Annotated in this window: 10 protein-coding genes and 3 pseudogenes; 9 read left to right on the forward strand and 4 right to left on the reverse strand. The window is 45.1% G+C overall.

The features are described 5' to 3' along the window. Positions 1-467, reverse strand: a pseudogene (locus QUA58_RS10960) (photosystem II D2 protein (photosystem q(a) protein)); the annotation flags it as partial. 203 nt (positions 468-670) lie between these two features. Here QUA58_RS10960 and QUA58_RS10965 point away from each other — a divergent pair. From QUA58_RS10965 to QUA58_RS10995, 7 genes are all read left to right on the forward strand, one after another. Further along, positions 671-1237 (forward strand): photosystem I assembly protein Ycf4, encoded by a 567-nt coding sequence (locus tag QUA58_RS10965; protein ID WP_333251357.1) that lies wholly within the window; start codon positions 671-673, stop codon positions 1235-1237. Positions 1238-1553: 316 nt separating this feature from the next. Then, complete coding sequence (locus tag QUA58_RS10970; protein WP_445301872.1) at positions 1554-2339, forward strand: peptidylprolyl isomerase; 786 nt, start codon at positions 1554-1556, stop codon at positions 2337-2339. 37 nt (positions 2340-2376) lie between these two features. After that, entirely contained in the window at positions 2377-3549 is a 1173-nt protein-coding gene (locus QUA58_RS10975) for a beta-ketoacyl-ACP synthase (protein WP_333251351.1), read from the forward strand. Positions 3550-3885: 336 nt separating this feature from the next. Next, complete coding sequence (locus QUA58_RS10980) at positions 3886-4995, forward strand: ATP-binding protein (RefSeq protein WP_333394041.1); 1110 nt, start codon at positions 3886-3888, stop codon at positions 4993-4995. A 182-nt stretch (positions 4996-5177) separates the two neighbouring features. Beyond that, the gene (mutL, locus tag QUA58_RS10985) at positions 5178-7055 is read left to right on the forward strand and encodes a DNA mismatch repair endonuclease MutL (protein WP_333251346.1); all 1878 of its coding nucleotides are present in this window, start codon (positions 5178-5180) and stop codon (positions 7053-7055) included. Positions 7056-7223: 168 nt separating this feature from the next. Further along, complete coding sequence (locus QUA58_RS10990; protein ID WP_333251371.1) at positions 7224-8048, forward strand: transglutaminase family protein; 825 nt, start codon at positions 7224-7226, stop codon at positions 8046-8048. A gap of 329 nt (positions 8049-8377) precedes the next feature. Continuing rightward, a complete protein-coding gene (locus QUA58_RS10995) occupies positions 8378-9064 on the forward strand; it encodes an alpha/beta hydrolase (protein ID WP_333251345.1) in 687 nt (228 codons plus the stop codon). A gap of 129 nt (positions 9065-9193) precedes the next feature. On the opposite strand, the gene QUA58_RS11000 is transcribed toward QUA58_RS10995, so the two are convergent. Continuing rightward, entirely contained in the window at positions 9194-9658 is a 465-nt protein-coding gene (locus QUA58_RS11000) for an SRPBCC family protein (protein ID WP_333251342.1), read from the reverse strand. Between the two features lie 148 nt (positions 9659-9806). Between QUA58_RS11000 and QUA58_RS11005 the strand changes: the two genes are divergently transcribed. Both QUA58_RS11005 and QUA58_RS11010 read left to right on the forward strand, forming a co-directional pair. Continuing rightward, on the forward strand, positions 9807-11021 hold the full coding sequence (locus tag QUA58_RS11005) for a transposase (RefSeq protein WP_333251340.1): 1215 nt from the start codon (positions 9807-9809) through the stop codon (positions 11019-11021). 84 nt (positions 11022-11105) lie between these two features. Beyond that, on the forward strand, positions 11106-12782 hold the full coding sequence (locus QUA58_RS11010) for a mechanosensitive ion channel (protein WP_333394042.1): 1677 nt from the start codon (positions 11106-11108) through the stop codon (positions 12780-12782). A gap of 166 nt (positions 12783-12948) precedes the next feature. Here the strand turns inward: QUA58_RS11010 and QUA58_RS11015 are convergent. Together QUA58_RS11015 and QUA58_RS11020 are read right to left on the reverse strand one after the other, a co-directional pair. Next, positions 12949-13879 (reverse strand): annotated as a pseudogene (locus QUA58_RS11015) (IS701 family transposase); the annotation flags it as partial. A gap of 84 nt (positions 13880-13963) precedes the next feature. Next, positions 13964-14446 (reverse strand): annotated as a pseudogene (locus QUA58_RS11020) (ferrochelatase); the annotation flags it as partial. Positions 14447-14674: the final 228 nt, after the last annotated feature.

A 14674-nucleotide genomic window follows, 5' to 3' on the forward strand; every position in this document is an offset into this window, starting at 1 on the left:
ACCGAAACAAACACGGCGATGGGGCCGGTGAATGCTAGGGCGTTGTAGGGACGGATGCCTACCAAACGGGCGATTTCGATCTGACGCAGGCAAAAGCCGATCAGTGCGAAGGCGCCGTGGAGGGCGACAAATGTCCACAAACCACCGAGTTGGAACCAGCGGGTGAAGTCCCACTGTGCTTCGGGGCCCCACAGGAACAGCAGGGAGTGTCCGAGGCTGTTGGCTGGGGTGGATACTGCTACGGTGAGGAAGTTGGCTCCTTCGAGGTAGGAGCTTGCCAAACCGTGGGTGTACCAGGATGTGACGAAGGTGGTGCCTGTTAACCAGCCACCGATGGATAGGTAGGCGCAGGGGAATAGCAGGATGCCAGACCAGCCTACGAAGACGAAGCGATCGCGTTTGAGCCAGTCGTCGAGTACATCAAAGATGCCTCTTTCGGTCTGGGCGCGTCCGACTGCGATTGTCATTGCGGTAAAATCCTCTTGCTTGTTAAAAGACCAAGGTTTCTAATTAAAGTTAACATAACTATATATTATAAGTTCATTAATTTTCAACTAGAACGGCAGGAGTTGATACAGAATCGCGATCGGTCGATAGTGATCGCGCTAGCCAAGCGTGACGCTCGGTGGGCTAATTGAATTAAGATTTGGCTTTAAGGCTGTTTAATTTTATGACTGCAAAAACAATGACCTCGATCGATTCTGTCCTGCGCTACCCGGTTTTGGGCTCCCGCCGCTTCAGCAATTACTGGTGGGCGACGGTGGTCAGCATGGGAGGGACTGGTTTCCTGCTGTCGGGCCTTTCCAGCTACTTGCACGTTAACCTGCTGCCTTTTGCTGACCCGACTCAGCTCATTTTCATCCCCCAAGGCATTGCGATGAGTTTCTACGGTGTCTGCGGTGTGCTGTTGGCGCTTTACCTGTGGCTGACTGTTCTGTGGGATGTCGGCGGCGGTTACAACGAATTTGATCGACAAACTGGTAACATTCGGATCTTTCGCTGGGGTTTTCCCGGCAAAAACCGCAAAGTTGATTTTAATTGCAAGACATCGGACGTGCAATCTGTGCGGGTGGACATTAAAGAAGGTCTCAGTCCCCGTCGCAGTATTTATCTTAAGCTCAAAGACCGCCGTCAGTTTCCCCTGACTAGAGTCGGACAGCCGATTGCTTTGTCTGAAGTGGAAAATCAAGCGGCCGAATTGGCTCGATTTTTGCAAGTTCCCCTAGAAGGACTATAGGGATTTTCGATGTGCGATTTTAGATTTTAGATTGGTAATGTCTCGTAGGGTGCGCCGGGCCGCGCACCTTACCTACCTGGTAAGTGAAAAATATCGCTCTGCGAGTAAGCCCGTTACCAATTTTTGAATCTATCAATTAACAATACTTCGGATAGTTTTTGATTTCCAACCGTAGAATAAGGGTTTCAAGGCGATTAGGCAAGTTCGCTATCCAAGGAAAATCGATTGTTTCAGACTACGAACTAAAAACAGTTCGGACTATTGAATTAAAATCTTTAGTTGCAAAGTCCGTAATTGACTCAAAGTGAAAATACAAATGCAAATGCAAATCAAAATTCAGCGGTGGTTGTTCTCACTTTTAATAATTGGCGCGTTGTTTGTCGGAGGATGCGGTAGTTCTCCTGTGGCAAACTCGACTCCGACATCGAATCCGGCGTCGGGTGAAAATATTTCTTTGTCTCCCTCTCCTTCTCCTGCTGCTGTAGCGGCGAGTTCGCAATTTAGCAATTTGCCACGATTGGAAGGAAAAGCAACGGTGATGATGACGGTTAAAGGTGCTCCAATTACGATCGAACTCGACGGCACAAATGCGCCAATTACTGCGGGCAATTTTGTCGATTTGGTTCAGAAAGGAGTCTACGACGGGCTGGTATTTCACCGAGTCGTGCGGGAACCTCAGCCTTTTGTAGTTCAGGGCGGCGACCCCCAGGGCAAAGACCCTAAATTCCCTACAGCGCGACTGGGAACTGGCGGTTTTATTGACCCGAAAACTTCGGCAGAACGCAGGATTCCTCTGGAAATTAAAGCTAAAGGTGCTGCCAATCCGACTTATAGCCAAACGCTAGAAGAAGCTGGGGTTAAGGAGAAACCCGTGTTAATGCACACTCGCGGGGCTGTGGCTATGGCTCGATCGCAGAGTCCTGATTCGGCTTCTTCTCAGTTTTACTTTACTTTGACCGATGTACCGTTTTTGGACGGTAGCTATGCAGTTTTTGGGTACGTGAAACAAGGCATGGATGTGATTGATAAGATTGAAGCGGGCGATCGCATTGAGAAGGCTACCGTTACTCAGGGTTTGGAAAATTTTAAGGCTGCTAGCTGAAGGTAGTCATTAGTCATTAGTCAGCAGTCATTAGTGAATGGATGTTGTTGTTACTGGAATTGGTCTTGTTTCGGGTTTAGGGACTCTGGAAACGGGCTGGAAAAGACTGCTGTCTGGAGAATGTGGAATCGATCGGCATCAACCTTTTTTAGAACTTGAACGGCGACCTTTGGCTTTAATTGGCAAAAAACCTGTCGATTTAATAACTTTAATTAGGCAGGTTTTAGCAGATGCTTTGCAAGATGCTAATTTGACTTTGCCTTTGCCTGATTGCGGGGTTGTGATCGGTTCTAGCCGAGGCTTCCAGGCAAATTTAGAACAGTTAGCAAGCGAAGGAAGAAGCAAGAAGGAAGAAGAAAAAGGGAAGAAGAAAGAGGGAAGGGAATTACCGATTACCGATTATCGATTAGTGAATTTTTTGCCTCACATGGGGGCGATCGCAGCGGCGAGGGCAATTGGTTCGACGGGGCCGGTATTGGCGCCGATGGCTGCTTGTGCGACGGGCCTACAGTCGATCGCCCGTGCTGTTGATTTAATCCGCACTGGTGAGTGTCAGCGGGCGATCGCAGGTGCTGTGGAAGCGCCTATAACACCGCTGACTCTGGCTGGATTTAGCCGGATGGGTGCTTTGGCAAACAATGGGTGCTATCCGTTTGATGAAAATCGTGAAGGCTTTGTACTCGGTGAAGGCGGGGCTTTATTTGTATTAGAATCCGCCCAATTGGCAAGGCGTCGTGGTGCTAAAATCTACGGTCGAGTTTCCGGTTTTGGCTTGACAAATGATGCTTGCCATGCTCATGCGCCGGAGCTGGGGGGGGAAAGTGCGATCAGGGCGGTAAATCAATGTTTGAAACGCAGCAATTTAGCGGCGGTTGATATAGATTTTATTCATGCTCACGGTACTGCAACTGAGTTAAATGACCGACACGAAGCACTGTTAATTGAGAAGTTATTTCACCGAGGAGTTGCTGTTAGTTCGACTAAGGGGGCTACGGGTCATACTTTGGGAGCTTCGGGAGCTTTGGGCGCGGCTTTTTGTTTGATGAGTATTAAATATCAGATGTTGCCGCCTTGCGTTGGAATGAAAAAACCGGGGTTTGAATTAGATTTTGTTCGCTGTTCGCGATCGGCTATTGTCAGAAATGCGGTTTGTTTAAGTTTTGGCTTTGGCGGGCAGAATGCTGCGATCGTTTTATCGGGAGAGCGTTAATTTTTGTAAACTCGGTCGATCGGCATTTAAATTACACAATCTCTCTACAGTTAAAATCTTCTGAGGTAGCCGGAGAACCCCCTGCGAATCCAATTTAAATCTAAAAAATAGTACAATACTTATGTATTTGAGTCAATCAACTGAGAGTTTTGGTGAGATTACTGCTGCTGCTATGCTAGTCTGGCTCTCCATGCCGACCCAGATCCTTGCGTCCAAGCCTGGGATGTCAGAAAATAGAGGCAGATTAAAGCAGTATTGTATTTTATTAACGCATCGATGCCGATCGGCGAAAATAGAAGAAAGAAACTGTTTAAATTAAGTCTCAGGTATTTTAACATGGATCTGGCATCTCATCGATTTATGTCTTATTTTGAACCAGAGCAAGCTGCTCACCTGTGCCAAATAGCTGTTTTGGAGAGTTTTGCTGAGGAAACGCTGGTTTTTGAAGAAGGAGAAACAGCGGATTTTTTCTATCTAGTTTTAGAAGGTAAAGTCGAGTTTAGCAAGCGGCTTGAAAACAATAAATATCAAACTGTTGCTGTGGCTAAGCCAGAGGATTATTTTGGCGAACTCGGAATTTTAGACGGAGAGCCACGCAGTGCTAGAGCTGTGGCAGTTGCAGGCTCGACTTTGGCTAAAATAGCCCGTGAAGAACTAATAAAAACTCTCCAGTTTGCTAAAGGCAGTTCGGTACTGCAAATGTTTAGTTTCATTACTAAAAATTTACGGGATACGACGGATCAATATGTTAGCCAGTTGGTACACAAACAAAAAATGGTATTGGTAGGAGAAATGGTGAGTACAATTATTCACGATTTCAAAAGTCCTTTTACCGGAATTAGACTCTCCAGTGAAATACTCAAAGAAATGCACCCAGATGAGGAAACTCAGGAGTGGTGTGAACTTATTCAATTGCAGGTTCATCGAATGTTGGGGATGGCTGAAGAAGTATTAGAATTTTCGCGCGGTAATTCTGTATTAAATAAAAAACCAGTTAATCTAATTCAGACGTTGCAGCAGTTTGAAAAGTTGAACAGAGTTTATTGTGAAGCAGCAAAAGTAGATTTAACAGTACGGGTGACAGAAGTAATAGTGGAAGCGGATGAAAATAAGATTTTGCGCGTTTTACAAAATTTAGTTGGGAATGCTGTTGAGGCTTTTGGCGGAAGAGGGGGTCGGGTGGAGATTGCGGTGACACAAAGTGAGGAGTGGGCAGAAATTAGCATTTACGATAACGGCCCAGGCATTCCACCGACAATTAAGGAAAAGTTATTTGAACCGTTTGTGACTTATGGCAAGCGGACTGGTACTGGGTTGGGAACGGCAATTGTTAAGTCGATCGTTGAGGCTCACAAAGGGAAAATTACTTATGAGTCAGAGGACGGAAAAGGCACAAATTTTTACATCAGCTTGCCGAAAAGCATGGCTTTAGCAAATAAAAATTAAGTAGGTAGGAAGATATATATTTAGGACTTTCTCACTCAGCCTCAGAGACTTGGTTGATGAATAGATATCTTGTTATAAAAAAATATTTTTCTAATAAACCGGGTTTAAGAGCGTAAGTCCTAATACTGTGTAGCGACTTGCAGAATCAAGTAGAATTGAATTAACGCAGCGCTAAAAATCTGATGCCAGTTACTATTCAAACCTTACCCACAGAAGTTATCAATTTAATTGCCGCCGGCGAAGTGATTGACTCGATCGCCGCTGCGGTACGAGAATTAGTTGAAAATTCTCTGGATGCTGGCGCAACTCGTATCGTTGTGTCTGTTTGGCCCGAACAGTGGCGGGTGCAAGTTGCAGATAATGGTACGGGAATGGATCTGGAAAATTTGCGGCAGGCGGCTTCGCCCCACAGTACGAGCAAAATTACCACTGAAGCTGACCTTTACAAAATTGATACTTTGGGATTTCGTGGGGAAGCTTTGCACAGTTTAGCTCAGTTGGGCTGTTTGGAGGTTTTGAGCCGATCGAATGATTTGGGATTGGGGGATTTTTCGGAAAATCGAGAATCGGCGCAAACCCCCGCCAAATCATCCTTTAACAAGGGGGGAGTTGAAAATGCTCGATCGGGATGGCGGGTGGTTTACAACAACGCAGGCGTTGCTGTGGAGGTGGAAACAGCGGCGATCGCTCCGGGTACGGTGGTGACTGTTGATAATTTGTTTGGCAATTGGCCTGTGCGCCGCAGTTTTTTGTCGCCGGCACAGCAAATGCGATCGATCCAATTAACTCTTCAGCAAATTGCTATTTGTCACCCGCACGTTAATTGGCAGTTGCGTCAAGGAAATACGCCTTGTTTGCACGTAACTCCTGGGAGCACAGCGGAACAACTTTTACCTCAATTCGTGCGCGGTGTGCGATCGAGCGATTTGCAGTATTTAAAGTTAGATTTGCCTGCGAGTCCTCAAAATCAGAAAGCAGCAAATTTCTTGGTAGAAACTCAACTTGTGGGCGCTACAGTTAAGCCTAATTACCAATTCCCAGTTGCTACTTCCCAATTCCAAATGCCCAATTCCCAGTTTTTAGAATTAGTAATTGGTTTGCCCGATCGCTGTCACCGCAGGCGGCCGGATTGGGTGAAAGTTGGGGTAAATCGGCGAGTTGTGCGATCGCCCGAATTAGAGCAAACGATTCTCAGCGCCTTTGCCCGCACTTGTCCGCGCGATCGCTATCCCGTGTGTTTTGTCCACCTGCAAATCTCCCCTTCGGAAATCGACTGGAACCGCCACCCCGCTAAGGTGGAAATTTATCTGCATGATCCGAGTTTTTGGCAAGAACAAGTTAGCGCAGCAATCGATCGGGCTTTGCACCTGAATGATGAGGTTTTGCCGGCTGCGCCAATTCCCGATCGAGTGGGACAATTGCTGAAGGCGTCGGAACAAAAAAGTGCTTACAGTGTCGGGATTTCTGCTCGACAGAATGATGACGGCAGCGAAGAGGCAAAACGTAATAAAATAGGATTGATGGAACTGAGGGCGATCGCTCAAGTTCACAATACTTACATTGTTGCGGAACATCCCAGCGGAATGTGGTTGGTGGAACAACACATCGCTCACGAGCGCGTTTTGTACGAGCAATTGTGCGCGGATTGGCAGCTAAAATATCTCGAAAAACCAGTGATTCTCAGTCAATTATCGGCGCTGCAAATTGAAAATTTATCCCGCTTGGGTTTGGAAGTAGAAACTTTTGGAGAACAGCTATGGGCGGCGCGGGAAGTTCCTGAATTGTTAGCTCTTCGAGATGATTGTGCGGATGCGCTTTTTGAACTCAGTAAAGTCGCAGATTTGCAAGCGGCTCAAGTCGCTACTGCTTGCCGCAGCGCTATGCGAAACGGTACTCCTTTGAGTCTTTCCCAAATGCAAAATTTGTTGGATGAATGGCAGCAAACTCGCAATCCGCGCACTTGTCCTCACGGCCGCCCTATCTATTTTGCTTTGGAAGAATCGACGCTGGCTCGGATTTTTCGCCGCAGTTGGGTGATTGGCAAAAGTCACGGGATTTGAAGGTTAAAAGTTAAGCTGTAAGGTGTGCGTTACATACAGGACTGTTTTTTTTGAACCGCAGAGGGCGCAGAGAACGCAGAGAGGAAGAGAAGAGAGATGTTTTTAATATTTTTTTGGGCAACTGGATATTCGTATAAAATGTCAATTAAAATCAAATCAATCATAAATATGGATTTTCCGATCGCCCGACAACTATTTTATCGAGAAATAAATCAGCCTGATGGCTCGATCGACCTGGCGAAAGCTGCTCTTTATATGGCTTTGGAAGAATACCCCAATTTGGAGCCAGAGGAGTATCTAAACGCTCTCGACACGATCGCAGATGAAGTGCGCGATCGCCTGCCGGCACAGAATTATCCGCTGCGGATTATTCAAACTATTAACGCCTATTTATATGGGGAGTTGCAGTTTTCGGGCAATGATGCTGATTATTACGATCCCCGCAATAGCTTTTTGAATGAAGTGATCGATCGGCGTACTGGTATTCCGATCTCTTTATCTTTGGTTTATTTGGAGGTTGCTAAGCGGATTGATTTTCCGATGGTGGGTATTGGGATGCCGGGACATTTTTTAATTAGACCGGATTTTGAAGATGCTGGTATTTTTGTTGATGCGTTTAACGGCGGGGAGATATTATTTCCTGAAGATTGTCAAGCCAGACTTTCTCAAATTTATGGGCAACCTATGGAGTTGCAGCCGACTTTTCTCGCCCCGATAAGTCGCCGGCATTTGTTGGGGAGAATGCTGGGAAATCTGAAGGCGATTTATTTGCAACAGCGAGATGCTTTGAGGGTGCTTTTGGCGATCGAACGGATTTTGCTGCTGTTTCCCGATGCGCTGGGGGAACGGCGCGATCGCGGAATTCTCTACTATCAACTGGGGCGCTTGGCCGAGGCGCGCCACGATTTGGAACTATATCTGAGAAATGCTCCTAATGCTCCTGATGCTGCTAGAATTCGCCAACTGGTCGATCAGCTCGATCGGGATATGTGAACTTAAATTTGGTATCGATCGCACACTATAAGCCGTGAAAGCGACATTCAATAAACTGCTGCCCCACGACTCAATTTCGCTTTTATAATTTTTGCAAAGGTATCTAAAATTGTCAAACCGCTAATTATAACATATTAATGGTCAATTAATACCTATCTTTTGATAGGTTAAATTTGCTTGACGTGACTGTAAAATCATAGGTCATTTACCGAACTTCCGAGTCCACTTTCCCGACTGATACCCGCACAGATACCCGCACAGATACCTGCACAGATACCTGCACAGACGACCGATCGAAAAAGTATTTTGACGTAAAGAGGCACAAACTCATGAACTTTCAGTTTCAACAAGGTTATCTCAACGGAATGCAATCGCTGTCAGCCCATTTAACCAAAAGAATGTCAAAGTCTTTATCATTAGGTTTGGCGCTTTTGGTGGGAACAAGTGCAGTATTCCTAAGCAGCGGCAAAGCCTTTGCATTAGATAATCTTACCGTAAAATACGGTGCTGTTGACGTAACATTACCGATGAGCGACTTGCAAAGCTTTGCACAAACTGGCCAAGCATCATCTCAACTGCAAAGCGTTCTGAGTCTTGCGAAACAAACTCCCGAGTCGATGCGCGAAATATTAACGCGAGAAGTGCCTTTAGATTCCCAATTGGTAGCGCGGCTAGCAAGCACTTATTTTGGGGAAATTGTTTTCAAAGAATTGGGCGAGGTTGCTTATGCGCCGACTGCTCGGCTTCAAAGCGTGCCCGCACTGCGCGATGCTTTAGTCGCAGCTTCCAAAGATGGCAAAATATCGCTGATTGAAGTGATGCAAAATTACAGCCCTGCTGCCTTAGAAGTTAACGGCAATCAAGCGATGGTTATCTACGAGCGAGTGATTAAAGATGTGCAAGATTTGCAAGCTTTGTATCAGAATTCCCCGGCTTTGCAAAATACGGCTAACCAAGCCGTGAATTCGGCGAGAGAAATGATTTGTCAGCCAAATCCATCGGGAAGTGTGAAGTAAATAACTGAAATTCCAGGGAATTGGGAATTGGGAATTGTGAATTGGTGCTTTTTTTCCTATTAGCTCTAAGTTTTCAGCTATTAGCAATTACTCATTAGCAATTACCAATTACCAATTCCCCATTATCCCTTACCCATTACCCATTTTTTGAGATAGTTGCTCGGCTACCCGCTTAAGTCGGCGCAGTTGGTCTTTCATATCTTTCTGCGTCCAAGGGGCTGCAAAGCGATTGAAACCCAATCTAATGAAACGATTGGGAATTTGAAATTCAAAGCGGTTAATCAAGAGAGTTCCTTGGATTTGGGGCTGGCATTCCCAACGATCGCATCCTTTGAAAAATCCGTCAAACCCCCACACAATTAAACCTGGTTGTCGCTCCAACACAACACTCTCTAAAGTGGGTTGCAAAACTGGAATTTTTATGATAAATAAGCTGCGACTTCCTACAGCAGTATCCCATTCGCCCTGGGGATCGCAGCGTAGCAGGGGATTGAGCCACTTGTGCATTAAAGTGCGATCGACTATACACTGCTCCACCAGAGTAGCAGCAGCGCGAATTTCAATGGATTGCTCGAAAACTTGACGAATTGACATGAGAACCTGCAACAATGATGGTATTACAAAAATTTTGCTTACTTTATAGTCCTTTATTTACTTGTACCGTCAATTTTTCCAGAAATTAAAAGATTGACACACTCATAATTACAGTGTATCATCTTGAATTAAAGTATATATACCAATTATGCAGCTAGTCGAAAGGCACATCATTAAACCAAATTATAGGTTTTATCTAGAAGCCGATCGACTATCTTGGCTATGCAAAAATTTTTACAACAGCGCTAACTACATCTACCGTCAAAACTTTTTCGCCAGCCAACAAACAAACGCTCTGGCTGTTTATCCCGCGCTCAAAACAAGTCCTGATTACAAACCACTGCCGGCCAAGGTAGCACAAAGCACGCTCGGCTTAGTCCTCAAAGCATGGACTAGCTATTATCTGGCGGTGCGAAACTATCAGGAAGACCCAACTAAATTTCAAGCGGTACCGAAAATCCCTCATTATAAAGGTTCAAGAGAGCGAAAAAGAGAGGACTGGCGCTATGTAGTTGTATTTAATTGTCAAGCTGTCAGCAAAAGAGCCTTAAAAAAAGGATATGCTCGTCCCTCTGGGACTAATATTTGGTTGCCATCAAAAGTTACCTCGATTCTGGAAATCCGGATTGTTCCCAAGGTAGGTTGTTATGTTGTCGAGGTACTCTATGAAAAGTTAGAACAGCCTTTACAAGTTAATCAGAGAGTAGCTGCCATAGATTTAGGATTAAACAATCTGGCAACATTAACCTACAATGTTCCTGGGTTAGTACCGACAATCTACGACGGACGGGCTGTTAAGTCAACAAACCAATACTGCAATCAAGTTTCATCGCCATTGAAATCATTGCTGCCCGCCGCAAAAACCACTAAAAAACTCGCCAGATTGTGGCACAAGCGTAACTGTAAAGTGGATTACCACCTCCACACGACGAGTTCCGCAATTATTAAAGAACTCGTTAATCATCAAATTGGCTTGCTGGCTATAGGCGGGAACCAGGATTTCAAAGATGGGATTAAGACGGGCAAGGTTAACAATCAAAATTTTGCCTGCATTCCCCATCGCCGATTCGTGCAAATGTTGCAGTATAAAGGACAAATTGCGGGAATTCAAGTTGTGTTAGTTGAGGAGAGTTACACCTCCAAATGTTCAGCTTTGAATTGGGAACCAATTCAACAACATTCCGACTACATTGGCAGTAGGGTAAAAAGAGGATTGTTCAGAACCAAAACTGGACAACTAATAAATGCCGATGTGAACGGTTCTTTGAATATAGGTCCAAAAGCAGTCGGAGATGGGTTGATCCCAAATTCGATAGAGGGTTTGGTAGTTAACCCAGTACGATTAAAAGTGTACAAACATTAAATTTAGGCGATGTCTAGATTTTTTGGAACTATTATTAAAGTTTCGTCTTCTCCTAGTCAAATCTGACGTTAACCTGAGAAAAAAATGAATGAAACTTGGCAAGAGATAACTCAACCGATATCTGGCCCCATAGCGGCTTTGTCCGATCGCATTTTGGCACAGGCCCAGCCCGGGAATGCCCTGACAGATGCCGAACGCGGAATTAACAATTTCATTCAGGGCTCAAACATTGAAAATCTCATCTGGGCCGTCGGTATCCTGCTCATTGGCTTGATAGTATCAGCCCTCGTGTCTTCTGTCGTCGGGGGATTGCTCAAGAAGACTACGATCGACAATCGGCTGGCTGCTTGGATTACAGGCCGCCCAGAAGGAGCTGGAGCCCCGCAAGTGGAAAAATGGATTTCCGCAGCGGTGTTCTGGATCATTTTTGTCTTTTTCCTAATTGCCTTTTTCAATCGGCTGAATCTAACGGCTGTCTCGCAACCCCTCAATACTTTTCTCAATCAAATTACCGGTTTCTTGCCGAAGTTAGCCGGGGCGCTAATTTGGTTGGGGATTGCTTGGGTGTTGGCAACTGTCGCCAAAATGGCCGTATCGCGGGCGATGCGGACTTTTAGCGTGGACGAGCGCTTGAATCAGGAGGTGGGAACTGTGCCCAGCGAGCGCCCTTTGCTGCTGAGCGATACTGTGGCGAATGCGCTGTACTGGTTCATTTTTCTGCTGTTTTTGCCGCTGATTCTCGACTCGCTGGAAATGCAGCAGGCTCTGCTGCCAGTTAATAATTTACTCAACCAAATTCTGGCGGCCATTCCAAAAATTCTGGAAGCTGTGCTGATTGGGTTTGTCGGCTGGCTGCTGGCTATGGTGGTGCGGCGGATTGTCACAAATCTGTTGGCTGCTGCTGGGGCGGACAATTTGGGCGCTCGGTTTGGAATTTCGCGGACTTCGGGCGGACAATCGCTGTCGTGGATTGTCGGGACGATCGTCTATGTTTTGATTTTGATTCCAACGGCGATCGCAGCTCTGAACGCTTTGGACATTCAAGCGATTTCGCAGCCTGCAATCGGGATGCTCAACGACATTTTGGGTGCGGTTCCCAAAATCTTCACGGCGGCGCTGATTCTGGCGCTTGCTTACATTTTGGGGCGCTGGGTAGGCGATTTGGTTACTAATATCCTGACCGGAATTGGCTTTAACAATGTCTTTTCTTGGTTGGGAGTGCAGCCACCGAAACAGTCGCTGAGGCTACCGCCAAGTTCGATCAATCCGGAGGCAACGATTCTTCAGGAACCCGAACTTCCAGCCCGCACGCCTTCTGAGTTTGTCGGCATTGTGGTGCAGGTGGGCATCCTGCTGTTTGCAGTGGTGGCGGCTACCGACGTGCTGCAAATTCCAGCGCTGACGGCGATTGTTAGCGGTATTGTCCTAGTTGCAGGCCGGGTGCTAGCCGGTTTGGTGGTATTTGCGATCGGCTTGTACTTGGCGAATCTGGCGTTTAGTTTGATTGCCAGTTCTGGAACTCGCCAAGCGAGGCTTTTGGGCCAAGCGGCTCGGATTGCGATTATTGCCTTTGTTTCGGCCTTGGCGCTGCAACAGATGGGAATTGGCAGCGATATTGTCAATTTGGCTTTCGGGCTGCTGCTTGGGGCGATCGCAGTTGGGATTGCTCTAGCTTTTGGTTTGGGCGGGCGCGAGATTGCGGCCGACCAAATTCGCGAATTGTTAGCGTCGTTTAAACAAGATAAGACGCCACGTTTGTAATTCTATAAAATGGCGTTTGTCAAGTACAAACGCCATTTTTTTTTGATTAATTTCATTGTGAGAGTCGCGAAGCAATCGCAAAGCCTTTGAATTTGAGGATACAGCTATAGACTGTAGGACTTACGCATTGACCAAAAACATTATCTATGTATTCTCGACCATAGCATCACTCTGAAGGAAAGCCAAAAATATGCTCACGTATAACTAAACTGAACATATTTCTTTGTATTTGATACCAATTACTAATTATTTTTTCAGACCGCATCAACTCCAATTTAACAAATGCTTGAAGTGAACAAAATATATGAGTTTTGATTGCATTGGTATCTCTCACCATGAACAGACAAATTCCACAGACTTGTTTGATTGCTCTGTGAAAGGTTTCAAGGCCCCAATGAATATCATGAATCGTGACAAATTGACTTCTAGTTGTTTCTCGGAGTTTTTCCGAGTTTGGTAAATATAAAATATAGTGTCTAGAGTCATATTTTTTGAACACTTTCCTCAACAATTTTATAAATCCAAATTCTTTCAAGTGAGTGATTATTCCTTCATCTGGAATGTCCATAATCCCTACTGCACAATACTTTTTGGTTTCACTTGAGACAGTTCTATTCTTTTTGACTGCGAATAAAAACCCCAATTTCTGGTTTCTGAGAAATTTTAAATTTTCTACTCCTGAATACCAACTATCACCCGTAACTATTTTGGGCTTCACCCCCCAATTCATGATTTTCGTCGTCATTTCTATAAAATATTGATTTTTTCTTTTCCCCTCTTCTCGATCATATATTCTATAATTGAGCGGGACTGAATTACCATTGATATCACTATAATACAGGGTAATCAAGTTTAACCCTATCATCGTTTTATGGTATTTGCCAGACCAAAAATTACCTATTAGTTTTGTACTTTTGGGGTCGCTATAAGGTTTTTCTATTACTGTATCATCAATACTCAGTATCCCTCCTTCGCTTGGTGATAATATTCTGAGCTGTCTCGAATAAATCTTTCGGTTCAGATCTTTCTCTTAATAAAAATCGATTGATAGAATCATGCGAAACATCTCCCAATATCTCTGCTAACCGATTACACCCCCAAACTTTGGTTATGAGATAAAAAATAACATATACTTTTCTATCTGGAGAGTGTTGAGGATTATTCTGAGGTGCGTTTGCTGCAATAACTTCATTGACTTGTTCGATCGCAATTGCTCCCGTAAAGGCAGAATCGACAACCAGCAAAGGATAGATCAATAAGTTCTGAAAGTCTTGCTGAATCAGGTCTGCGACAACCTGCTGCACAAAAGGCTGACAGAAATAAAATCCCTTGAACACTTGCACGCGATCGCCCCATCGGTCTTGCAACTCTGTTTCAATGCCGAGGCGCTGTTTTTCAAATATCTCATTTTCCGGTGACATGAACTGATGATGCTTGACCCCAAAATTGTACAAATCTTGAAGCGCCAGAAACTTGCCAGCCAAGGGGTACAGCCAATGTGGAATTGGCACAAACTGAGCCGCGATGTACTTGGTTGCAGCTTGATTGTAGCGACTCAGATCGCGGTAAGATTGCACTTCACCATAACCTGCAAGCAACACTGCAACGCGATTTTCACTTTGAGATGCGGCGGAATCGGTCGATTGAAATTGATGATTAATCATTGGATTATTGGGTTGAATATTAAATATTTCAAAAGCGGTTTTGTTTCAAAAATTATCGAATAACAAAGACTCGACTGGTATCAGATTTGATTAATGGTTATGGACTAATCAAAGACAAAATACCTCTGATAAAACAATACGGTTCACTTAAGAAAGATCCCCCCTAACCCCCCTTAAAAAGGGGGGAACAAGAAAGCTCTTAAAGTCCCCCTTCTTAAGGGGGATTTA

Origin of the sequence: Microcoleus sp. N9_A1 (assembly GCF_036701795.1) — a bacterium.
GTDB lineage: Bacteria > Cyanobacteriota > Cyanobacteriia > Cyanobacteriales > Microcoleaceae > Microcoleus.